The organism is Flavobacterium ustbae, from assembly GCF_003946915.1.
Lineage (GTDB): Bacteria > Bacteroidota > Bacteroidia > Flavobacteriales > Flavobacteriaceae > Flavobacterium > Flavobacterium ustbae.
In genome coordinates this window covers 1-22446 of the sequence record NZ_RPOC01000029.1, presented here as the reverse complement: position 1 = coordinate 22446, position 22446 = coordinate 1, and the positions used below count along the sequence as shown (strand labels likewise).

The window sequence follows — 22446 nt, the reverse complement described above, 5'->3', positions numbered from 1 at the left end:
GATAGTAGCGGAAATCCTTTTGTCTGGTTTCTTTAGCCAGACAAAAGATTGAAGCGGATAGCGGGATTAAGCTCCTTATTATTATCAAATCTTTAAATTCCAAATCCCAAATTCCAAATTCCAAACCCGAAAGGCTTCGCTGCGCTCAGCTGGGGAGAACCGCTTTTTTACACGGGGGCGTGAGACACACTGCGGTGCGTCTCTATGGAAGATTGGCTGGATAACGCTATACCTATATAAAAGAGAAACCCGACAGGTTTGGAAACTGTCGGGTTAATGCCGATTATTTAGGAGCGGATATAATCTAGTTGTAAAATTGTCGCCAATTATATTCTTAGTTATATAATATGTAAAAAACAAACCCGACAGGTTTTGGAAACCTGTCGGGTTGAATACTTATATATATGTAAAATTATTTCTTAGTTAGTTCTTTTGCTTTCTGCTGCCATTTTTCTGCTAGATCATCATAATTTACTGGATTAGCAGGCTTTTGGTTCATGAGTCGGCCAGATTCGAATGCTCGTACCAGAATGGTCTCTATTAAATAGTCTTCGTTTACATCATAGGGCTTATACTCTTCTTTTAAACTAATGTCAAATAAATTTGCGGTTGAATTAGATACAAAGGCTTTGAATCCGCTTTTTAGCGTTTTGATTAATTCGTAAGTCGTAATTCCTGTTTGGCGATGAATGAGCTTTACTAAAATCTGCCCTTGCTTTCTGGAAAGCTTTTTAAGTCTTTGTTCAAATTCATTATTTAAGTAATCCTCTACGATTTTAAAATACTTCTTCTTTTCACGGTTGGTTTTTAATCTTGCCATTCCGTTATTCAAAGCTGTTAATCTTTCTGCAGCTAGTTTCGCATACGGATACACTTTATATACTCTATTTTGAAGAATTTGAAATTGCTTCATTTCTTCCGGGCTCATCTTCTGCCCTTTGGAAACAATTATTTCAGGAAGCTGAATGGTATCACCTAAAATTGAATCTCTTTCTGTAAGGATATAACCCATTTGTTCATTCTCTTTGGGAGTAACTTGGGCTTTGGAAGAAAAACAAATTAATATAAAAAGTAAAAAGGTGGTTAGTCTCATTGAATCATAATTTAAGTGTAAAATTATATATTTATACACAACTCTGATACCAAATTTATATTTTAGCAAAAAAAAATTTTTATGAGTACAAATTCTATCTTAAATGATAACTCTATAGCTTTCTTAGAAAGTTACTTAAATAATGCTTCTCCTACTGGTTACGAGAGTGAAGGTCAAAAACTTTGGATGGATTATTTGAAACCTTATGTTGATACTTTTATAACTGATACTTACGGAACTGCTGTTGGAGTAATTAATCCTGACGCTCCCTATAAAGTTGTTATTGAAGGACATGCGGACGAAATTTCATGGTATGTAAATTATATTACAGAAGATGGCTTAATATATGTTATTCGTAATGGAGGTTCTGATCATCAAATTGCTCCTTCGAAAAGGGTTAATATCCATACTAAAAATGGAATTGTAAAAGGTGTTTTCGGATGGCCAGCGATTCATACTCGTTTACGCGACAAAGAAGAGGTTCCGAAATTGAGCAATATTTTTATTGATTTAGGATGCGAAACTAAAGAACAGGTTGAGGCTTTAGGTGTTCATGTGGGTTGTGTGATTACATATCCAGACGAATTTATGATTTTGAACGAGAATAAATTTGTTTGTCGCGCCATTGATAACAGAATGGGCGGTTTCATGATTGCTGAAGTTGCGCGTTTACTTCATGAGAACAAAAAAACGCTTCCTTTTGGTTTATATATCGTAAATTCTGTTCAAGAAGAAATTGGTCTTCGCGGAGCAGAAATGATTGCGCACAGAATTAAGCCAAATGTTGCCATTGTTACCGATGTTTGCCACGACACTACTACTCCAATGATTGACAAAAAAGTGGAAGGTGATCTTAAAATGGGGAAAGGCCCTGTTATTGGTTATTCTCCGGCAATTCAGAATAAATTACGTGATTTGATTGTGGATACTGCTTTAGAGAATAAAATTCCGTTTCAGAGACATGCTACATCAAGAGCTACGGGTACAGATACAGATGCGTTTGCTTACAGCAATGGCGGTGTGCCTTCTGCGTTGATTTCGCTTCCGTTGCGTTATATGCATACAACTGTAGAGATGGTTCACAGAGATGATGTTGAAAACGTAATCCAGCTGATCTACGAATCTTTATTAAAAATTGAGAATAACGAAACTTTTTCTTATTTTAAATAAAAATATATTTCTAATGTAAATCCGGATCAATAAATAGATCTGGATTTACAAATACCAAACAACATGAAAATATTACTGCTCGAAGACGATTTTACTTTGTCTAAAGAAATTTCGGCATTCTTTGTTTCAAAGGATTTCGAGTGTTTTCCTTATTATGATGGTTCTCTTCTCATAAAAAAATATTTCCCTTACGATTACGATTTGATTATTCTGGATATTAATGTTCCAGGAACAAACGGAATTAATGTTTGCAGAGATATTCGCAAAGTTGATAAAAAGACTCCTATAATAATGCTTACGGCTTTTAGCGAAATTGAAGACAAATTATCTTCTTTTGACAATGGCGCTGACGATTATTTGGTAAAACCTTTTCATTTTGAAGAATTGTACGCGAGAGTTCAATCGCTTTTAAGAAGAAAGGAAGTTCCGCAGCAAATGGAAAACAAAATTGTAGTGGACGATCTTGAAATTTTGGAAGAAGAGATGAAAGTTTTTAGATCTGGAGAAGAAATAAAACTTACTCCAAAAGAGTTCAATTTAATTTTAATTTTGGCTCATGCCAAAGGAAAAGTGCTTTCGAAACAGTTTATTGCCGATAAACTCTGGGATTATCATATAGAAACCAATCAGAATACTATAGAAGTTTATATTAACTTTTTGAGAAAGAAAATAGATAAAGATCACGAAATGAAACTTATTCGAACCAAAGTTGGTTATGGATATTATTTAAGCGATAAGGAATGACATTAAAAAATCGTATATCACTTTTGGTTAGTTTGCTATTTACCATTCTTTTTGGTTTGGCATCTACGGTGATATTCGTTTTATATTCTAATTATAGAAAAGAAGAATTTAGAGATCGATTAGAAATTAAAGCTTTATCCAACATCAAATTGCTTGTTAATGTAAAGCGTGTCGATAATCAGCTTTTAAAAATAATTGACCAAAATTCTATCAATAAACTTTACGATGAAAAAACGCTTGTTTTCGATTCTAACTTCAAATTGATTTATAGCAGCATTGATGATGCTAAAATAAATTGGTCAATTGAGGATTTAAAATATTTAAAAAAGAACAAAACCTTTTTTAAACAGCAGGGCGATTACGAAGTATATGGTGTTTTCTATGACACCAACGATAAAGATTTCTATGCGCTTATTTCTGCAACCGACGATTATGGCAAAAAAAAATTGCTATTTCTAAGATATACATTAGTTATTTCTTATTTACTCTTTACTACCATTTGCTGGCTTTTAACTTCTTTTGCGGTAAAAAAAGCATTAAATCCTCTTGATGCTTTTCATCAGAAAATAAAAAATATTAATGAAAATAATCTTGATACTCGAATTACATCACATCGTACTAAAAACGAAATTGATTTAATCGCAGATGAGTTTAATTTTATGATGGACCGAATTGAAATATCCTACCAGAAGCAAAAAGAGTTTACTGCTCATGCTTCTCACGAATTGCGAACTCCTCTTTCTAGGATGACTTCTCAGATTGAAAATGCCATCGTTGATCCTGAAATTAATCCTAAAAGGAAATCTTTCTTAAATAACATATTAGACGATGTCAATCATTTGAGTGAATTGATAAACTCGTTATTGATTCTTTCTAAAATGGACAATCGAAAAACTGATCATAATGAAGTTCAGCGTATCGATGAAATCCTTTTTTCTTCAATTGAAAAAACAAATAAAACATTTCCAGATTTTGTTATTCTTTTTGAAATGGAGGAAAGTGATGATTTGGATACGGCTTTAGAAATTAATGGCAATAAAAACCTTTTAGAAATAGCCATTACCAATGTTTTAAAGAATGCCTATATTTATTCTGATAATAAACAGGCAAAAGTAAATATTGGTACAGAAAATGGTTTACTTGTTTTATCGATTTCAAATTCTGGACGTACCTTAAATGATTTAGAACAAAAAAATCTTTTTCAGCCTTTTATGCGTGGCGAAAACTCTAAAGGAATCACCGGTTTTGGATTAGGGCTTCGAATTGTAAATCGTATACTAAATCTTCACAACTCACACATAACTTACAGTATTCCAGACACTAACATTAATTTATTTAGCATTATTTTTCATAGATAATTTATTTTAAGCTATTTTTAAGGTAGATTTTAAGGCGTCTTAAAGTCAAGTGATAGCATATTTGTATAAAATAAATTTGATACAATGAAAAAACTATATGCATTCTTACTGCTTGTATTCCTCAATCAGGCGGTTATGGCTCAAAAAACAGTTACTCTTCAAGACTGTGAAAGCCAATTCTTAAAAAAGAATCTTTTTTTACTGGCATCACAATATAATATTGATGCAGCAAAAGCTCTTACTATTCAGGCTAGGATTTGGGACAACCCAACTATAACAGCAGAATTGAATGCTTATAATCCGGAACGGGATAAGTTTTTTGACATTGGTAAAAATGGTCAGAAAGTATTTGCAATTGAGCAGCTTATTTATCTTGGTGGTAAAAAACGAAATGAAGTTAAACTTGCTCAAGCAAATGCACAATTGGCAGAACTTCAGTTTAACGATGTATTGCGTACCTTAAAACTACAATTACGCAAAAGCTTTTTTACTGTTTATTATAATTCTAAAAATCTGGAAAATACAGATAAACAATTAGCCCATATCGAGAATTTAATCAACTCGTACTCTATTCAGGCCCAAAAAGGAAATGTACCTTTAAAAGACGTAGTTCGTTTGCAGTCATTGTATCTTAACTTCAAAAATGAACGATTGGAAGTCATTAATGATAATATAGAAGAACAGGCAAATTTGAAACTTCTTTTGAATGAAACTGAAAATGTGATTCCTACGGTAGACAAAGAAGATTCAGATAAATACTTAAAATTAATTGCTTTTGACCTAAAAGGTTTTGAAGAACAAGCGATAGCAAATCGACCTGATTATCTTGCTAAGCAAAAAGAAATTGATGCTAATGAATTGAATGTAAAATGGCAAAAATCACTTGCGGTTCCAGATATAACTTTGGGAGCAAACTACGATCAGCGAAGTGGAGCGTTTAATAATGAAGCCAATTTAAGTGTCGGTATTCCACTGCCTTTATGGAACAGAAATAAAGGAAATATTAAATATGCCCAATCCATTTTAGAACAATCTAAAATTGAAAAACAAAGTTTTGAACTACAACTTCAAACCGAAATTACTTCTGCTTGGACTAAATGGGATGAGTCAAGACAAAACTACAGTGTGATTAAACCAACTGTGAATTCTGATTTTGAAGCGGTTTACAACGGAATGCTTACCAACTTTCAGAAACGAAACGTAAGCCTTTTAGAATTTACCGATTTTATGGAAAGCTATAATCAAGCAATAATTCAGTTAAATGAATTAAAAAAGAAAGTAGTTATCGCTGGCGAAGAATTAAATAGTACCATCAACAAAGATTTATTTTAAAAAAGTATAAAAATGAAACATATATTCTTAGGAATCGCAATAGTAAGTTTATCTCTGACAAGCTGTAAAAAAGAAGTTGAAAATCCTGAAACCAATACTTCTTTTGTTTTGAGCAACGATATGCTAAAAACGACTACAACAGCCGACGCCAAAATGGAGCCTCTTAAAAATGAACTAAGTTTTTATGGTAAAATCACAGCTGACGATAATAAAATGATTGACGTGTATCCGCTAGTTGGCGGAAATGTAATGAAAGTAAACGTTGAGCTTGGAGATTATGTAAAAAAAGGACAAGTTCTTGCTACCATAAAAAGTACAGATGTAGCAGATTTTGAAAAACAATCTATTGATGCCAAAAGTGATTTGCTTGTCGCGAAAAACAATTTAAAAGTAGCCCAGGAATTATTTGACGGTAAATTAAATTCTGAAAGCGATGTTCTTCAGGCAAAATCTGAAGTGAATAAAGCACAATCTCAATTGAGTAAAATTCAAGAAACGTACAAGATTTACAGCATTAAAGCTGGATCTATTTATGAAGTTACAGCTCCAATAAGCGGTTTTATTATTCAGAAAAGCATCAATCAAGATATGCTTTTGCGAAATGACCGTTCTGAAAACATCTTCGATATTGCAGAAATTAGCGAGGTTTGGGCTATGGCTAATATTAATGAAATTGATATTAATAAAGTAAAATTAGGAACCAATGCAGCGGTTACAACTTTAAGTTATCCTGACAAAACATTTTACGGAAAAGTAGATAAAATCTACAACGTCATTGATCCAGAAACTAAAGCAATGCAGGCTAGAATTAAATTAAGCAATAAAGATTATATGCTTAAACCTGATATGAATGCCAATATTAAATTGTCTTTCAATGAAAATCAGTCCATGATAGCCGTACCTAGTAAAGCTATTGTGTTTGATAAAAGTAAAAACTTTGTGGTAGTATTTAAAGACCAAAACAATATCGAAACCAGACAAGTAGAAGTTTACAGAGTTGTGGGAGACACAACTTACATTTCGAGCGGATTAAAAGAAAATGAAAAGGTAATCACAAACAATCAGCTATTCATTTACGGGGCTTTAAATAACTAAGACATGAACAAATTCATTAAAAATATTATTGCTTTTTCGCTAAAGAACAAAGCATTTACTTTCTTTTGGGTCGGATTATTGGCTGTGGCTGGATTTATTTCATTCAAAAACATGCCTATTGATGCCTTTCCAGACGTAACCAATACGCAAATCATTATTATTACACAATGGAATGGAAAAAGTGCCGAAGAAGTAGAACGCTTCGTTACCTCTCCTATCGAAATTTCAATGAATTCTGTTCAGAAAAAGACCAGTGTTCGAAGCATTACGATGTTTGGTTTGTCTGTAATAAAAATCATTTTTGATGACGGTGTTGATGATACTTTTGCCCGTTTTCAAGTAAATAATTTATTAAAAAACGTTTCGCTTCCAGATGATGTAGAACCAGATGTGCAGCCTCCTTATGGGCCAACTGGAGAAATTTTCAGATATATTGTAAAAAGCGACAGCAGAGATAGTAGACAATTATTGACTTACCAAAATTGGGTTATCGATAAACAGCTTCGTTCTCTTCCTGGTGTTGCCGATTTGAATGTTTTTGGAGGGCAGACTAAAACTTATGAAGTTGGAGTTGACCCAATTAAATTGGCTAAATACAATATCACGCCATTGCAGGTTTATAATGCCGTAAATGCTGGCAACTTAAATGTTGGTGGTGATGTGATTGAAAAAAACGGACAAGCTTTTGTTGTTCGTGGTGTTGGTTTATTGCAATCAAGAGAAGATATTGGAAATATTATTGTTGATGATGCGGGCGGGAATCCAATATTGGTTAAAAATTTAGCCGATGTTTACGAAAGTTCAATGCCAAGAGTCGGACAAACTGGTATTGGACATAATGACGATGCCGTAGAAGGAATTGTGGTAATGCGTAAAGGCGAAAATCCACAAGAAACTTTAGCCTTAATAAAAGCTAAAATTAAAGATCTTAACGAAAATGTTCTTCCGAAAGATATTAAGATTGAAACTTTCTACGATCGTGATAATCTGATGAATTTTACGACCGAAACGGTAATGCACAACTTATTTGAAGGTATTATTCTAGTTACTGTTGTTGTATTCCTATTTATGGCCGACTGGAGAACTACTTTTACGGTTTCTATTGTCATTCCGCTTTCTCTTTTATTTGCCTTTTTGTGCTTGAAAATGATGGGAATGAGCGCCAACTTATTAAGTTTAGGTGCGGTCGATTTCGGAATTATCATTGATGGAGCCGTCGTTATGGTTGAAGGATTGTTTGTAGTTTTAGATCATCGAGCGCATCAGTTGGGAATGGAAAAATTCAATAAAATTGCAAAAGGAAGCTTAATCAAGAAAACGGGAACAGAAATGGGTAAAGCTATTTTCTTTTCTAAACTGATTATCATTACTGCCTTACTTCCTATTTTCTCTTTCCAGAAAGTAGAAGGAAAAATGTTCTCACCATTAGCCTTTACATTAGGTTTTGCTTTATTGGGAGCGCTCATTTTTACCTTGACTTTAGTTCCTGTTCTTTCTCATATTTTATTGAATAAAAATGTAAAAGAAAAGCATAATCCGTTTGTAAATTTCTGGGATCGAATTGTATCTAAAGGATTTGCTTGGACTTTTAAACATAAAATTCAAACGCTAATTGCGTCTACAGCGTTACTGGGAGCTGTTTTCTTTTCTGCAGGTTTCTTAGGAACAGAATTTTTGCCACAGTTAAACGAAGGAGCTTTATGGGTTACAGCAGAATTACCTATGAGTACTTCTCTTCCTGAGAGTGTGAAAACGGCGGCAATGATTAGAAAAGACTTGGAAAGTTTTCCTGAGGTTAAAAAAGTTTTATCTCAGACAGGACGAAGCAATGACGGAACCGATCCGAATGGTTTTGGGTTTATTCAGCTTCAGGTTGACTTACTTCCAAAATCAGAATGGAAACGTAAAATTTCTATGGACGACCTGATAAATGAAATGGATAACAAACTGAAAATTCATCAGGGAATTACCTACAATTATTCGCAACCTGTAATTGATAATGTCGCCGAATCTGTAGCAGGATTTAAAGCATCGAATGCGGTTAAAATTTATGGAGATGATTTGAATAAACTCGACGAACTTGCCAATAAAGTTCTTGCTCAAATAAAAGATATTCCTGGAATTAAAGATGTTGGTATTTTAAGAAATGTCGGGCAGCCTGAAATAAGTGTTATTTTAGATCGAGAAAAAATGGCCGCTTACGGCGTAACTTTGAGTGATGCGCAAGCTGTTTTAGAATTAGCATTTGGAGGAAAAACGGCAACTGAAAAATACGAAGATGAAAAGAAATTTGATGTTCGTGTTCGTTTTTCTAAAGAATACAGAAAAGATGAAAAAGATTTAGAGGAAATAAAAGTTCCAACAATCAGCGGAGTCAAAATTCCTTTAAAAGAAATCTGCGATATTAAAACTATTACAGGTCCTGCATTTATTTACAGAGATAATACCAAACGTTTTATTGGAGTAAAATTCTCTGTGCGTGATCGAGATTTAGGAAGTACAATTGCTGAAGCGCAATCTAAAGTTAACCAATTAAAACTTCCTGCGGGTTATACAACTGGTTGGACAGGAGAATTTGAAAATCAGGTTCGTGCAAGTGCGCGTTTGGCACAAGTCGTACCGATAAGTTTAATCGGAATTTTTGTCTTGTTATTCATTTTGTTTGGAAACTTCAAGGATTCTCTTCTGGTTCTAGCTAACGTACCGTTTGCGATTATTGGTGGAATCATAGCCCTACATATTACAGGAATGAATTTTGGAATTTCTGCTGGAGTTGGTTTTATTGCTCTTTTAGGAATCTGTATTCAAAATGGTGTTATTCTTATATCAGAATTCCACCATAATCTGAAGGCTAAACTTTCGCTAGAAGAATCTATTTTCAGGGGTGTAAAAGCCAGAACAAGAGCCGTAGTCATGACAGCCTTGATGGCTTCAATCGGATTGTTACCTGCTGCAATTTCTACCGGGATCGGTTCAGAATCTCAAAAACCTCTTGCAATTGTAATTATTGGTGGTTTAATGACTGCAACAGTTTTAACTCTATTAGTATTCCCAATTTTATTTTGGGTATTCAACAGAAAAAAAGATGTGCCAATAGAATAAATTAATTAGTTTTAAATCAATTTGTTGGGATTTAAAAAAGAAGAAGCATCATTCTAGTAATGATGCTTCTTTGTTTTTAGAACTTTATAACGCAAAAAAAAGACCTTTTGCTCAGAAAGGTCTTTTTATACTAATTCAAAACTCAATTAAACTGTTATTTCAAATCTTTCAAAAGTGCAATTGCATCTGAAGCATTTGATCCTTGTGCATATTTCAATGCGGTATAACCTTTTTCATTTTTGGTGCTTGGATTTGCTCCGCTAGCCAATAAAACTTTAATGATTTCGTGTTTATTGTAAAGTGCGGCTATCATTAATGGTGTAAGATCTTCAGACATTAAATTTACGTCTGCTCCATATTCAATAAATTTCTTAACCGTTTCAAGATCTCCTTTGCTAATAGCAACATTCAAAGGATTTGCTGCATAACCTGTACGTTCAACTGGATTTTTAATAGTTGAAACTTCATTTGAAGCCATAGCTACATTTCCAAATGTTACTAAGGCTAATCCTAAATAAATAACTGATTTTTTCATAATGATTGATGTTTGTTAAATGATTGATGATGATTTTAATTCTGATGTAAAAGTAAATTATTTTATCGTATTATGCATTACAAAGTACTGTGTTTTAACCAATTCTTAACACTTACTTAATAATACCATAATTAAAGAACCTAAACATTACCAAATTAATGGTTTTACTATAATAGACTACATAAAAACAAAAATGTTACAATAAATCTTATTTTTTTTCAAACAATTTAAAAAACTTCAGCATCTGAAACAAACCATTTATTTTATAAGCTTATTTTATTACTAAAAATCATAGAATACAAGCCTGATTCTAAAGCCTATAAATAAAAAAGTGCGATTCAGTTTTTGAATTGCACTTTCCTTTTTTCTATTTTCTAATTTTTCGATTTTCTTTTATTACTTTCAATATAGTAATTGAATCTGTTGCTTTTGCATATTCCGCGTAATGTAAAGCTGTAAGCCCATGTGAATTTTCGATTGATGAATCTGCTCCATTTGCAACCAAAATTTTGATAATTTCACATTGATTAAATCGTGCCGCAACCATTAATGGCGTCATATTGTTCGCCATTTTATTGACATTGGTTCCGTATTGTACAAATTTCTTAACGGCTTCAACATCTCCTATACTTATTGCGAGATGCAATGGCGATTTTCCGTAGTCTGAAAATTCAATTTGATTTTTAATTTTTAAATCGAAACTTGATGCAAATGAAGTGTTACCCAAAAGGCAAACTGCTCCTAAAATGATTACTGTTTTTTTCATGATGATTGATTGTTTGTTAAATGATTGATGATGATGATGATTTCTATTTAGACGACATAAAAGTCAATTTGGTTGCATGCTTTTTGAAAAAAATAAAAAAGCGCAATCCGGCTGACCCAAATTGCGCTTTCTATTCAATTAAGAAATAAGCTAAATCTTAAACTTTTTGCTGTAAATATTCTTTAAATCTTTTTCAAATAGTGTAAAAGGATCATCATAAAATTTCAAAAAATTCATTTCACTAACCTGACCAGGAAAAGGCGTATAATAATGGGTTGGACTTACAGCATCGTTTCGCCATACTAAAACATAAGCCAATTCTAAGTTTTCAGATTTTAGTGCTTTCAGTAAAACGTCTGTCCACCAATTTTCATTTGGAATAGATTCTAAACCTGTTTCGGTAAATGCGGCAAGTTTATTCTTTTTAATAGCTAAATCAGAAAATATTTTGAGCTTTTTTATTCCTGCTTCTAAATCATATTTTCCATCCCTTCCAAAATCTCCATAATCATCCATACCCAACATATCAACATATTGATCTCCGGGATAACGTTCCAAATATTCTGTTTCCGAATTAAATCGATTGTCTGGAGAAAAAGCATAAATAAAGTTGTGGACTCCTAAAGTATCTTTTAAATAAGAAACCGTAAACTGCCAAACTGCAATAAAATCTTCTCTAGAAGTTTGCGATTTTCCCCACCAGAACCAATCACCATCAAATTCGTGAAAAGGCCTGAAAATCAGTGGAGAAAGTTTTCCGTCTTTTGCCTTTACTGAATGGGCAAAATCGGCAACAGTTTTTAAAATTTCTTTATACTGTTCATGATGAGATCCTCCAGGTTTTATCAAAGCCATTGAAGCTGTCGAAATTCCGTCTTTCCAATAAAATCCGTCTTCAGAAGCTGGATTATTAAAATGCCAAGAAACCGTTGTAATTCCGCCTCTTTCATAAGTAGCAATTACATTTTTCTTAAAACTTCTTTTGCTTTTTCGATCTGTTCTGTAGATCTTCCAGAAAAATCACTAAAATCAATTCCAATAACTGCTGGATGCGAACCCGTAACCGATTTTACATCTGACCGATTGGGTTCATTGCTCCATCCGTGACCGTATTCAAGTGCGTGCTGATGCCCGAAAAGAATATGATTTTTAGAAATAGTTTTTAAATTCTGGTAAAGGTTTTTGGTTTCTTTTGTCGCATTTTTATCAATTTGCGCAAAAAGAAAATGCCCTGCTGTAATACATACAAAAAGCAAGGCATTTTTTTTCGGTATAAAGTTCATGGTTTAAATAGTTAGTTTAAACCCTAAATTACTATTTTGAAGAAAGGTAATCTAATACGTTTTTTTCAATACGTTGATCAATATTGTCAATATCAGCTTTTACAAATTTCTCTCCTAAAATATTTTCATATAATTCGATATATCTTTCAGAAACAGATTCGATATATTCATCTGTCATATTAGGAATTTGCTGTCCTTCTTGACCTTGAAAACCATTTTCGATTAGCCAACGGCGAACAAATTCTTTAGATAATTGTTTCTGCTCCTCCCCTTTTGCTTGTCTTTCGGCATATCCTTCAGCATAAAAATAACGAGAAGAATCTGGTGTGTGAATTTCGTCAATTAAAACAATAACACCCTCTTTTGTTTTTCCGAACTCGTATTTTGTATCTACTAAAATCAATCCTCTTTGAGCAGCGATTTCACTTCCTCTTTGAAATAAAGCGCGTGTATATTTTTCTAAAACTAAATAATCTTCTTCAGAAACAATTCCTTTTGCTAAAATGTCTTCACGAGAAATATCTTCGTCGTGAGAACCATTATCTGCTTTTGTAGTTGGCGTAATAATTGGTTCTGGAAATTTATCATTTTCTTTCAAACCTTCAGCCATAGTAACACCGCAGATTTGTCTTCTTCCCGCAGCATATTCACGTGCAGCATGTCCCGAAACATATCCGCGAATAACCATTTCTACTTTAAAAGGCTCGCATAAATGTCCAACAGCAACGTTAGGATCTGGAGTTGCAATCAGCCAGTTTGGAACGATATCTTGCGTCAATTCCATAAATTTTGTTGCAATCTGGTTTAGGATTTGTCCTTTGTACGGAATCCCTTTTGGTAAAACTACATCAAAAGCCGAAAGTCTATCGGTAGCCACCATTACTAAAAGTTCGTCGTTAATATTATAAACTTCTCTAACTTTTCCGCGGTAAACTGATTTCTGGTTCGGGAAATTAAAATTTGTAGTTGTGATCGTATTACTCATTATCCTTTTGGTTGTGTTGTTTTTTATGATTGCAAATTTAAAACTATTTGGCAGAGCAAACAAAGAAAATATTAGTTCAATTTTGGCAAATTATTTAAAGCTCAAAATTCCTTTTCCAAATGATTTTATGGAGTTATCTAAATTGCCAAGCGTAGTTTCTGATAATTTTTTTATATCGCTTGACGAAACAATCAAAATTTGCCCTTGATCTTTGGCCGGCGCATTGGGTACAAAAACCACTGCACCTCCGTTTTGATCTTCTTCTATTAAATGCGCAGGTTGCCAGAAATTTCCATTCTTGAGCAGAATTGGCAAATCTGTGACAGGCTTGGGTTTACTATCTCTTTTCAATAATCTTTCTTCAGCTTCTTTTTTATTCTTTTCATAACCTGGTAAAAAAATCATTAATTTTTCATCCATCCATTCTGCAAAATGTTTTAAAAAAGCCAAGCGCATTACGAAGCCACTTAAATAAACTAAGACCAGCAAAATGATTCCGCCTGCTATATCAGTAGCATATTTTCCTAAAAAAAGATCCAATCGCAAGAAATGTGCAAATTTTTCTCCGTAATTCTGAAAAAACTTCCAGACTTTTTCCAACAAAACAAAAAAAACTAAAATCGGCAATAAAACCAATGCTCCCGAAATACAATTTCGCTCAACTTGAAGTAAAAATCTTTTCATGGTTAAAAAAAATTAAGGTTAAAAAAATAAGAGCTAACTCTCTGTGAATTAGCTCTTATAAAAATAACTATAATTTATTATCCAACAATAAAACTGAATATAAAACATTCTGAATTAGGTTGTTGCAAATTCTTTATTTAAAATTCTAGTTGCAATATATCTTGCTACTCCGTCTTCGGCATTGGTTTTAATAACTTCTAAATCTGAAAGCTCTTCTTTTAACGAAGCGGGCGCATTCCCCATAATAAGACCTTTTCCGGCTGCAGAAAGCATTTGAACATCGTTGTAGCCGTCTCCAAAAGCAACTGCCTCTTTTAATGTAAAACCTTCCTTTTCTAAAGCTCTTTCAATAGAAACCGCTTTATCTATAGATTTGTCCATAAACTCTAAACAAGTCGGTAAGCTAAAGGCATGGTGCAAATGTTCTGAAGAATTGGCTAAAATTTCATCTTTTAATTTTACTAATTTCTCGTGATCCGGGCAAGAAAAGAAAATTTTAATGGCAGCAAAATCATCCAATACTTTATAATCAACCAATTCTGGACGATACTTTAATTCTTCTTGAAAAGAGTTAAGTTTTTCATTCCATTTATTGGTCTGCCAAGTATTTTCTTTAAACAATACAACGGTAATTTCTGGATCGATTTCTACATTTAAAGCCGCTTTTACAATATCACTGTTTAAGTTGAATGCAAAAAGTTCTTCTTTATTAGGCGAATGAATTCTAGCTCCGTTTGAACTTACTAAGTAAACAGGAATTTCAAGTTTATCAATGATGGCCATTGCATCCAAATGATGACGACCTGTAGCTATAACAATAAGATAGCCTTGATTGTGAAGTTCTTGAAAAATGGATTTGGTATAATCTGAAATTCGGTGCTGTGGATTAAGTAAAGTTCCATCAAGGTCACTTACTACCACTTTTATATTTTTAAGTTTTGTCATATTAATAATCAATAGGTATGAATGCAAATTTACGGCTTTAAGCTCGGAAGAACAAAGTTTGAGCAATTTGAAAGCATGAAATACGGCAAGTTTATTATTTATTTAACTATTTCATTAAATAATGCATTTTCAAGAATTAAACTTTGACAATTCCAGATTTATATAAATTAATTGCTTTTTGAATAGTCTTTTCAATTTGTTCTAAAGGCAAATCTTCTTCGGTATTCAACATCATAATTTTCATTCTGGAACGTTTTTCTTGAATCAAAAAAGGCTCATCAAAATGTTTTCCTTCTACAATTCCGATATAAGGCTGTTTGTTCTTTTTGTTAATCCATAAATAGCAAAACATTTTTCCTTTATAACAAAAAAAGGGCATTCCATATTTCAGGACATTAGTAATGTCTTTGTCCTGATTAAGGATAATTTCTTTTAATGCGAGAAATATTCCTTTTATGGGTTCTTCTTGTTTTAAGTAGAAATCATCAAGCTGTTTCATTGGAATTTCAATTAAAAAAAAATCGTTTTATACATCTATAATTCTGTACAAAACGAATATTTTTTTTAGCCACAGATTAAAGGATTTAAGTGATTCTAAAAATCTATGAAATCATTTAATCTGTGGCTATTAGTTATTTTATAAAAATCAATCGTGATTTTCAATCTGCTTATAAGCATCAATTACCTTTTTAACCAATCTGTGACGCACAATATCTTTATCATCCAGATAAATAATTCCGATACCATCAATGTCTTTTAAAACCAAAAGCGCTTCTTTAAGTCCAGAAATTGTTCTTCTCGGCAAATCGACCTGACCAGGATCACCCGTAATCATAAATTTGGCATTTTTCCCCATACGGGTCAAAAACATTTTCATTTGCGAATGTGTGGTATTTTGAGCTTCATCTAGAATCACGAAGGCATTATCAAGTGTACGTCCGCGCATAAATGCCAATGGTGCAATCTGAATAATTCCCTTTAAGATATAATCTTCCAGTTTTTCATTCGGAATCATATCTCTTAATGCATCATAAAGAGGCTGCATATAAGGATCGAGTTTTTCTTTCATATCTCCAGGCAGAAATCCTAAATTTTCACCAGCTTCTACCGCAGGACGCGTTAATATGATTCTTTTTACTTCTTTATCCTTCAGCATTTTAACCGCCATTGCAACACCAGTGTAAGTCTTACCAGTTCCAGCGGGACCAACAGCAAATACCATGTCGTTCTTTTTGATCGTATCTACCAGTAACTGCTGGTTGGGCGTCATGGCTTTGACTATTTTGCCGCCAACACCATGAACTAAGATTTTGTCATGATCGTAAGCTCTTTTTTCTTCCTGACCGTCACTCATTATGACACGCTCAATTACATTGTCGTCAATATTATTGTAACGTGTAAAATGAAGCATTAATCTTTGAAATCTTTTTTCGAATTCGTCTAAAACTTCTTTTTCGCCAAATGCTTTTAAAGTTGTCCCTCGCGCTACGATTTTAAGCTTCGGGTAATACTTTTTAATAATTTCTAAATGGCTGTCTTGCGCGCCCCAAAACTCTTTTGGTGCAATATCTACTAGCTCGATTATTCTTTCGTTCAAATGAAGGTAGTTTTAAATTAAATAATTCAGTTATTATTTTTAGAGTTGTCGGGTTCTAATTTTAAGTAACAGTATTCAGTTTGTTAGTGTTCATTTTTTCTAAACGAATAGAACTGAATACTTAAAGCTATAAGCTCATACTATTTTAACAAATTGTCTTTTCTTTCTTTCAATTTGTGTTTACTATTATTAGCTTTGCATTTCTCAAATTTAATGAAAATTAGATTTAAATACTATCAATAGTTATAAACAAAATTATGTCAATAATTACCCTTACTACAGACTACGGCTTGAAAGATCACTTTGTGGGTTCGCTGAAGGGTAAAATACTTTCTGAAAATCCAGAAGTTCAAATCATTGACATTTCTCATGACATTGATCCCTTTAATACTGCCGAAGCGAGTTACATTATTGGCGCTGCCTATATGAGTTTTCCAAAAGGAACCGTGCACTTAATTGGTGTCGATATTGAGCGCAATAAAGAGAACCAGCATATTGCCATGCAATGGAACGATCATTATTTTATTTGTGCCGATAACGGAATCTTGAGTATGCTGACGCAGAAAATCGTTCCGCAGAAAATTGTCGCTATTAATATTCATGACCGTTTTCCTATTGAATTTACCGATTTGGATATTTTTATCCAAGTTGCATCACATCTTTCAAAAGGCGGTTTGTTGAATGTTATTGGAAAAGAAATAACTTCTCTTAAAGAAGCTACAGAACTTCAAGCTCTTGTAGCCGATGACGGAAATTCGATAAAAGGCAATATTATTTACATTGATCATTTTGGAAACGTGGTTACGAATATTTCTAAAAAGCAATTCTTAGAAATTTCGCGTGGTCGCCCGTACGAAATCCTGATGAAACCAAAAAGCATCAAAACGATTCTGCCAAATTATTCGGCAATTGCGACTTCAGATAAATATCCGATTAAAACTTATGAAGGCGAAAAACTGGCGATTTTTAACGAAGCTGGCTACCTTGAAATTGCTATTTTCAGAAGCAATCCTTCTAAAGTTGGTTCTGCAAATAGTTTGCTAGGATTGAATTATCGTGATGTGATTACGATTAAATTTTCGTAAATTCCATTTTAGATTTTAGAGTTCAGATTTTAGATTTATAAATGCTGGAAAATTGGAATTTGGAATTTCGTTATTGGAATTTATTTTTTCTCTAAAAAGAGATTTATTGATTTGCATCATAACATAGCCCACGGTTTCAACCGTGGGCTATGTCTGAAATACAATTCCCATAAAGAATTCGAAAAAATATGGCTTAATAATATTTTATTTTTTTCTACAAACAACAATCAATTTTGGTATTTTTGCCCGCGTATTGCCGATTTTCAATCTAAAATCTAAAATCAACAATCTAAAATTACAAAAATGTTTGTCAGAATAGTAAAAATGAGTTTTCACGAAGAAAATATTCCCGCTTTTCTGGAGAATTTTGAATCGATAAAACACAAAATACGAAATGCTGAAGGAAATCGTTTTTTAGAATTGTATCAGGACAAAAATGACAAATGTATCTTTTTCACTTACAGCTATTGGGAAACTGAAGCCGATTTAGAAAATTATAGAAATTCTGAACTTTTTGATTCAGTTTGGACTTTTACAAAAAAGTTATTCAATGCAAAACCAGAAGCGTGGAGTGTGGATAAATTAGTACGCTTAAAATAGTTTCAGGTTTCAAGTTTCACGTTATGCGGCAACTTGAAACCTGAAACATTAAACAATAAATAACAAAACATTTAAATGAAATCAATCATTTTACGAGAAATAAAATCCTTTTTTGGTTCTCCCATTGGCTATTTGGTCATTGCGATTTTCTTAATCAGCAACGGACTTTTTTTATGGGTTTTTAAAGGAGAATACAATATATTAGATACAGGTTATGCCGATTTAACTCCATTTTTTACATTGGCGCCTTGGATTCTAATTTTCTTAATTCCAGCCGTAACCATGAGAAGTTTCTCTGACGAAAAAAAACAAGGAACTTTAGAGTTATTATTAACCAAACCTTTATCAATCTGGGAAATCGTAAATGGTAAATTTTTTGGTTCATTTTTATTGATCATTTTAGCTATTATTCCAACCCTAATTTATGTGAAAGTAATTTCAGATTTAGGTTCCCCAGAAGGCAATATCGACATGGGAAGCACGATTGGTTCTTATTTCGGATTATTGTTTCTAATTGCTTCTTATTCCGCAATCGGAATCTTTACTTCTACCCTTTCAGAAAATCAGATTGTGGCTTTTATCATTGCTGTATTTTTATGCTTTTTCTTTTATTTTGGTTTCGAAGGATTAAGTTCGTTAATTCCTGGATCAAACAGCTATATTTCGGCTTTAGGAATGCAAAATCACTTCAAAAGTATGAGCCGTGGAGTAATTGACACGCGTGACGTTATTTACTTTTTAAGCATTGCCATCGCTTTTTTGTCTTTTACTGTTTATCAATTAAAATCTTATAAAGCTTAATGAAATCTGCTACTAAACATAATTTAAAAACATTAGGCATCACTATTTTTATTTTAGTTGTTTTAAATGTACTGGGAACCTTATTTTTTCATCGTTTTGATTTAACGAAAGACAAACGTTATACCTTATCTCCAACATCATTAGGAATTCTAAAACAAGTTCAAAATCCGCTTTCTATAAAGATTTACATGGAAGGCGATCTTCCTGCAGATTTTAAGCGTTTACAGCAAGAGACCAAACAATTATTAGAAGAATTTCAAGCTTATAATAAAAACATTGTTTTCGAATTTGTTGATCCGTTAGAAAATGAAGAAGAAAGTGACCAACTCACAAAATCGCTTTTTCAAAAAGGATTAACTCCAATAAATATTACTGTAGACGACAAAGGGAAACAATCACAAGAAATGGTTTTTCCTTGGGCTGTTGCAGTTTATAACGAAAAGGAAGTTAATATTCCATTATTAAAAAATATAATGGGCGCTTCGACTACGCAAAAAGTAATCGGATCGATTCAGCATTTGGAATATTCTATTGCCGATGCTATCAATAAAATTACCAAAAACAAACAGAAGAAAGTTGCGATTATAAGAGGGAATGGCGAATTGAAAGAGATTCATATCGCTAAAATGCTGATGCAAATTAAAGAAAGCTATTATATCGGGCCTTTCACTTTAGATTCTGTTGCCAAAGATCCAAACGGAACTTTAAACGCACTTAAAAAATACGATTTAGCAATTATTTCTAAACCAACAGAAAAATTCTCTGACGAAGAAAAAGAAGTTCTGGATCAGTTTATTATGAATGGAGGAAAAACGCTTTGGCTAATTGATCAAGTAGCTGCCGACATGGATAGTCTATATAATGATATGGGTGCAACGCTGGCTTATCCGAGAGATTTAAATTTGAATGATATGTTCTTCAAATACGGATTCAGAATTAATCCCGAATTGGTTAAAGATGAACAAGGAACCCCTATAAAACTGGCAACTGGCGAACAAGGAAGCGCAACACAATATCAAGATTTTATTTGGAAATTTGCTCCGCAGGTTTATCCGACAAGCCAGCATCCGATTGTTAAAAATCTGGGCGGAATTAAATTCGATTTCGCAAATCCGATTGACACTTTAAAAAACGGAATCAAAAAAACGGTTCTACTGCAATCGTCACAATATTCTAAAACCATTGGAGCACCTGTTGAGATCAGCCTGAACATGGTGACCGAAAAAACAACTCCGCAAGATTATGTAAACAAAGGCAACAAACCGCTGGCCGTTTTATTGGAAGGTTCTTTCCATTCTGCCTTCGAAAATAGAGTTTTGCCTTTTAAAGACAATTCGTTTACCGCAAAAGGAAAACCAAACAAAATGATTGTGGTTGCTGATGGAGATTTAGCTCGCAATCAATTAGACAAAAACAGAATGCCGGTTGAGTTGGGTTACGACCAAAGAACTGGCCAATTATACGACAACAAAGACTTCATCATGAATTGCATTAATTACCTTCTTGATGACACAGGACTTATTAACATTAGAAGCAAAGATGTAGAACTGCCTTTATTAGACAAAGAAAAAGTTTACGAAAGCTACACTTTGACCCAGTTCATAACTATCGGAGTTCCAATTCTAATTTTAGCAGTTTTTGGTTTAGCTTTTACTTTTGTAAGAAAAAGAAAGTATAGTAAATAGATGTTAATAAAAAAATGTAATAGTTTGGATAGTTTAAGATATATTTGTAATCCGTATATTTAGCCCTTTATTTGCTAATACGGTCCATCAAAAAATAAAATAAAACAGATGAAATTTATAGTATCGAGTTCTTACTTATTAAAACAATTACAAGTTTTAGGTAGTGTAATCAACAGTAACAATACGTTGCCTATTTTAGACAACTTTTTATTTGAACTAAACAATAATGAGTTGACCGTTTCGGCTTCAGATCTTGAAACGACTATGTCGGCTACATTATCGATCGATTCTACAAGTAAAGGAAGTGTAGCAGTTCCTGCTAAACTTTTGCTTGAAATTTTAAAAACTTTCCCAGAGCAGCCGTTAACTTTTACTGTTGAGGATAACAATACAGTAGAAATTAGCTCAAATTCTGGTAAATATGCCTTGGCTTATGCAGCTGGAGAAGAATTCCCGAAAGCTGTAAGTCTTGAAGATCCATCTGTAACACTTGTTCCTGCAGAGGTTTTAGCAACTGCAGTAAGTAAAACTATTTTTGCTGCTGGAAATGACGATTTACGTCCAGTAATGTCTGGAGTATTCTTCCAATTTTCACCAGAAGGATTGATTTTTGTAGCTACAGATGCTCATAAATTGGTAAAATATGCGCGTACAGATGTAAAAGCTTCTCAAGTTGCAGATTTCATTATGCCTAAAAAACCTTTAAATATTTTAAAAAGTATTTTAGGAAGCTCAGACGCAGAAGTTAAAATCGAATACAACGACTCAAATGCGACTTTCTCATTTGACAACTATATTTTAATGTGTCGTTTAATCGACGGAAAATACCCGAATTACGAAGCAGTAATTCCAAAAGAAAATCCAAACAAATTAATGATCGACCGTTCTTTATTTTTAAGTTCTGTTCGTCGTGTTGCAATTTTCTCTAACAAAACTACACACCAGATTCGTTTAAAAATCGCTGGAGCTGAATTAAACGTTTCTGCAGAAGATATTGACTACTCTAACAAAGCAGAAGAAAGATTGACTTGTGATTATCAAGGTGATGATTTGCAAATTGGTTTCAACTCTCGTTTCTTAACAGAAATGCTTACCAACCTTCAATCTGATATGATTATGCTTGAAATGTCTTTGCCAAATAGAGCTGGTATTTTAACACCAGTTGATGGTTTAGAAGAAGGAGAAACAGTTACTATGCTTGTAATGCCTGTAATGTTAAATAGTTAACATTAAAGTTTCTTTCTGTTACAGGGATATTTTTTAGTTTCAAATTAAAGATATATCATTGTAAAAAAAAAGATATCGCTATTAACCAACCATTTTTTATACCTAGAAACCGCAATTCCCATAAAGAGTTGCGGTTTTTTATTTAAGTTATTTTTTGTTTCAAGTTTCAGGTTTCAGGTTTCAGGTTTCAAGTTGATATGCTTTGTGTTTTTTTAACCGCAAAGAGCGCAATCCCTATATATCGAGAACGCAAAGATTCTGTGTTGATTTCCTAATAAATCTAAATTTTATTTTAGCATTTTTGTTTTAAAATTTATAATTTTGATCTCTTAGTCAGCCAAGAGCTAGACTGTATAGCG

21 protein-coding genes are annotated in these 22446 nt (G+C 32.9%); 11 read left to right on the top strand and 10 right to left on the bottom strand.

The annotated features are described in order from the left end of the window. Positions 1-412: 412 nt before the first annotated feature. Positions 413-1093 (bottom strand): DUF4294 domain-containing protein, encoded by a 681-nt coding sequence (locus EG814_RS20605; protein ID WP_125723754.1) that lies wholly within the window; start codon positions 1091-1093, stop codon positions 413-415. A gap of 81 nt (positions 1094-1174) precedes the next feature. Between EG814_RS20605 and EG814_RS20600 the strand changes: the two genes are divergently transcribed. From EG814_RS20600 to EG814_RS20575, 6 genes are all read left to right on the top strand, one after another. Next, positions 1175-2263, top strand: a complete 1089-nt coding sequence (locus EG814_RS20600) for a M42 family metallopeptidase (RefSeq protein ID WP_125723753.1) — start codon at positions 1175-1177, stop codon at positions 2261-2263. 63 nt (positions 2264-2326) lie between these two features. Then, positions 2327-3007 carry a response regulator transcription factor gene (locus EG814_RS20595; RefSeq protein WP_125723752.1) on the top strand — a complete coding sequence of 227 codons (681 nt, stop codon included), beginning with the start codon at positions 2327-2329 and terminating at the stop codon, positions 3005-3007. Beyond that, the gene (locus tag EG814_RS20590; RefSeq protein ID WP_125723751.1) at positions 3004-4365 is read left to right on the top strand and encodes a sensor histidine kinase; all 1362 of its coding nucleotides are present in this window, start codon (positions 3004-3006) and stop codon (positions 4363-4365) included. The genes EG814_RS20595 and EG814_RS20590 overlap by 4 nt, the downstream gene beginning before the upstream one ends. Before the next feature lie 84 nt (positions 4366-4449). Further along, positions 4450-5697 (top strand): TolC family protein, encoded by a 1248-nt coding sequence (locus tag EG814_RS20585; RefSeq protein WP_125723750.1) that lies wholly within the window; start codon positions 4450-4452, stop codon positions 5695-5697. Between the two features lie 12 nt (positions 5698-5709). Continuing rightward, entirely contained in the window at positions 5710-6792 is a 1083-nt protein-coding gene (locus tag EG814_RS20580) for an efflux RND transporter periplasmic adaptor subunit (RefSeq protein ID WP_125723749.1), read from the top strand. A 3-nt stretch (positions 6793-6795) separates the two neighbouring features. Further along, positions 6796-9894, top strand: a complete 3099-nt coding sequence (locus EG814_RS20575) for an efflux RND transporter permease subunit (protein WP_125723748.1) — start codon at positions 6796-6798, stop codon at positions 9892-9894. A gap of 154 nt (positions 9895-10048) precedes the next feature. On the opposite strand, the gene EG814_RS20570 is transcribed toward EG814_RS20575, so the two are convergent. The 9 genes from EG814_RS20570 to EG814_RS20535 form a co-directional block, all read right to left on the bottom strand. Continuing rightward, positions 10049-10429: an ankyrin repeat domain-containing protein gene (locus EG814_RS20570; RefSeq protein ID WP_125723747.1), complete on the bottom strand. Its 381-nt coding sequence runs from the start codon at positions 10427-10429 to the stop codon at positions 10049-10051. A 367-nt stretch (positions 10430-10796) separates the two neighbouring features. Continuing rightward, positions 10797-11195 (bottom strand): ankyrin repeat domain-containing protein, encoded by a 399-nt coding sequence (locus EG814_RS20565; protein WP_125723746.1) that lies wholly within the window; start codon positions 11193-11195, stop codon positions 10797-10799. A 150-nt stretch (positions 11196-11345) separates the two neighbouring features. Further along, positions 11346-12131, bottom strand: a complete 786-nt coding sequence (locus EG814_RS20560) for a glycoside hydrolase family 26 protein (protein ID WP_262701019.1) — start codon at positions 12129-12131, stop codon at positions 11346-11348. A 23-nt stretch (positions 12132-12154) separates the two neighbouring features. Then, positions 12155-12478, bottom strand: coding sequence for a glycoside hydrolase family 26 protein (locus tag EG814_RS21295; RefSeq protein ID WP_262701015.1), 324 nt, complete (start codon positions 12476-12478; stop codon positions 12155-12157). 31 nt (positions 12479-12509) lie between these two features. Continuing rightward, the gene (locus EG814_RS20555; RefSeq protein WP_125723745.1) at positions 12510-13463 is read right to left on the bottom strand and encodes a phosphoribosylaminoimidazolesuccinocarboxamide synthase; all 954 of its coding nucleotides are present in this window, start codon (positions 13461-13463) and stop codon (positions 12510-12512) included. A 90-nt stretch (positions 13464-13553) separates the two neighbouring features. Next, positions 13554-14147: a hypothetical protein gene (locus tag EG814_RS20550; protein ID WP_125723744.1), complete on the bottom strand. Its 594-nt coding sequence runs from the start codon at positions 14145-14147 to the stop codon at positions 13554-13556. Between the two features lie 114 nt (positions 14148-14261). Further along, positions 14262-15092, bottom strand: a complete 831-nt coding sequence (locus EG814_RS20545; RefSeq protein ID WP_125723743.1) for a Cof-type HAD-IIB family hydrolase — start codon at positions 15090-15092, stop codon at positions 14262-14264. A 136-nt stretch (positions 15093-15228) separates the two neighbouring features. After that, complete coding sequence (locus EG814_RS20540) at positions 15229-15591, bottom strand: DUF1801 domain-containing protein (RefSeq protein ID WP_125723742.1); 363 nt, start codon at positions 15589-15591, stop codon at positions 15229-15231. Between the two features lie 147 nt (positions 15592-15738). Then, entirely contained in the window at positions 15739-16689 is a 951-nt protein-coding gene (locus tag EG814_RS20535) for a PhoH family protein (protein ID WP_125723741.1), read from the bottom strand. A 257-nt stretch (positions 16690-16946) separates the two neighbouring features. Between EG814_RS20535 and EG814_RS20530 the strand changes: the two genes are divergently transcribed. The 5 genes from EG814_RS20530 to dnaN all read left to right on the top strand — a co-directional run bounded on the left by EG814_RS20530 (position 16947) and on the right by dnaN (position 22087). Next, positions 16947-17774 (top strand): SAM hydrolase/SAM-dependent halogenase family protein, encoded by an 828-nt coding sequence (locus tag EG814_RS20530; protein WP_125723740.1) that lies wholly within the window; start codon positions 16947-16949, stop codon positions 17772-17774. A 303-nt stretch (positions 17775-18077) separates the two neighbouring features. Then, positions 18078-18374: a putative quinol monooxygenase gene (locus tag EG814_RS20525; RefSeq protein ID WP_125723739.1), complete on the top strand. Its 297-nt coding sequence runs from the start codon at positions 18078-18080 to the stop codon at positions 18372-18374. A gap of 75 nt (positions 18375-18449) precedes the next feature. Beyond that, positions 18450-19175 (top strand): gliding motility-associated ABC transporter permease subunit GldF, encoded by a 726-nt coding sequence (gene gldF, locus EG814_RS20520; protein WP_125723738.1) that lies wholly within the window; start codon positions 18450-18452, stop codon positions 19173-19175. After that, positions 19175-20860, top strand: a complete 1686-nt coding sequence (gldG, locus tag EG814_RS20515; protein WP_125723737.1) for a gliding motility-associated ABC transporter substrate-binding protein GldG — start codon at positions 19175-19177, stop codon at positions 20858-20860. Before gldF ends, gldG begins: the two co-directional genes overlap by 1 nt. Before the next feature lie 108 nt (positions 20861-20968). Continuing rightward, positions 20969-22087, top strand: a complete 1119-nt coding sequence (gene dnaN, locus EG814_RS20510) for a DNA polymerase III subunit beta (protein ID WP_111283020.1) — start codon at positions 20969-20971, stop codon at positions 22085-22087. The last annotated feature ends 359 nt before the right edge of the window (positions 22088-22446 follow it).

Coding starts and splice junctions, on each gene's coding strand:
- EG814_RS20550 (WP_125723744.1), bottom strand. CDS start 14,147: ATGAAAAGATTTTTACTTCAAGTTGAGCGAAATTGTATTTCGGGAGCA.
- EG814_RS20585 (WP_125723750.1), top strand. CDS start 4,450: ATGAAAAAACTATATGCATTCTTACTGCTTGTATTCCTCAATCAGGCG.
- EG814_RS20545 (WP_125723743.1), bottom strand. CDS start 15,092: ATGACAAAACTTAAAAATATAAAAGTGGTAGTAAGTGACCTTGATGGA.
- EG814_RS20570 (WP_125723747.1), bottom strand. CDS start 10,429: ATGAAAAAATCAGTTATTTATTTAGGATTAGCCTTAGTAACATTTGGA.
- EG814_RS21295 (WP_262701015.1), bottom strand. CDS start 12,478: ATGAACTTTATACCGAAAAAAAATGCCTTGCTTTTTGTATGTATTACA.
- EG814_RS20605 (WP_125723754.1), bottom strand. CDS start 1,093: ATGAGACTAACCACCTTTTTACTTTTTATATTAATTTGTTTTTCTTCC.
- dnaN (WP_111283020.1), top strand. CDS start 20,969: ATGAAATTTATAGTATCGAGTTCTTACTTATTAAAACAATTACAAGTT.
- EG814_RS20590 (WP_125723751.1), top strand. CDS start 3,004: ATGACATTAAAAAATCGTATATCACTTTTGGTTAGTTTGCTATTTACC.
- gldG (WP_125723737.1), top strand. CDS start 19,175: ATGAAATCTGCTACTAAACATAATTTAAAAACATTAGGCATCACTATT.
- EG814_RS20525 (WP_125723739.1), top strand. CDS start 18,078: ATGTTTGTCAGAATAGTAAAAATGAGTTTTCACGAAGAAAATATTCCC.
- EG814_RS20575 (WP_125723748.1), top strand. CDS start 6,796: ATGAACAAATTCATTAAAAATATTATTGCTTTTTCGCTAAAGAACAAA.
- EG814_RS20600 (WP_125723753.1), top strand. CDS start 1,175: ATGAGTACAAATTCTATCTTAAATGATAACTCTATAGCTTTCTTAGAA.
- EG814_RS20530 (WP_125723740.1), top strand. CDS start 16,947: ATGTCAATAATTACCCTTACTACAGACTACGGCTTGAAAGATCACTTT.
- EG814_RS20555 (WP_125723745.1), bottom strand. CDS start 13,463: ATGAGTAATACGATCACAACTACAAATTTTAATTTCCCGAACCAGAAA.
- EG814_RS20580 (WP_125723749.1), top strand. CDS start 5,710: ATGAAACATATATTCTTAGGAATCGCAATAGTAAGTTTATCTCTGACA.
- gldF (WP_125723738.1), top strand. CDS start 18,450: ATGAAATCAATCATTTTACGAGAAATAAAATCCTTTTTTGGTTCTCCC.
- EG814_RS20540 (WP_125723742.1), bottom strand. CDS start 15,591: ATGAAACAGCTTGATGATTTCTACTTAAAACAAGAAGAACCCATAAAA.
- EG814_RS20565 (WP_125723746.1), bottom strand. CDS start 11,195: ATGAAAAAAACAGTAATCATTTTAGGAGCAGTTTGCCTTTTGGGTAAC.
- EG814_RS20595 (WP_125723752.1), top strand. CDS start 2,327: ATGAAAATATTACTGCTCGAAGACGATTTTACTTTGTCTAAAGAAATT.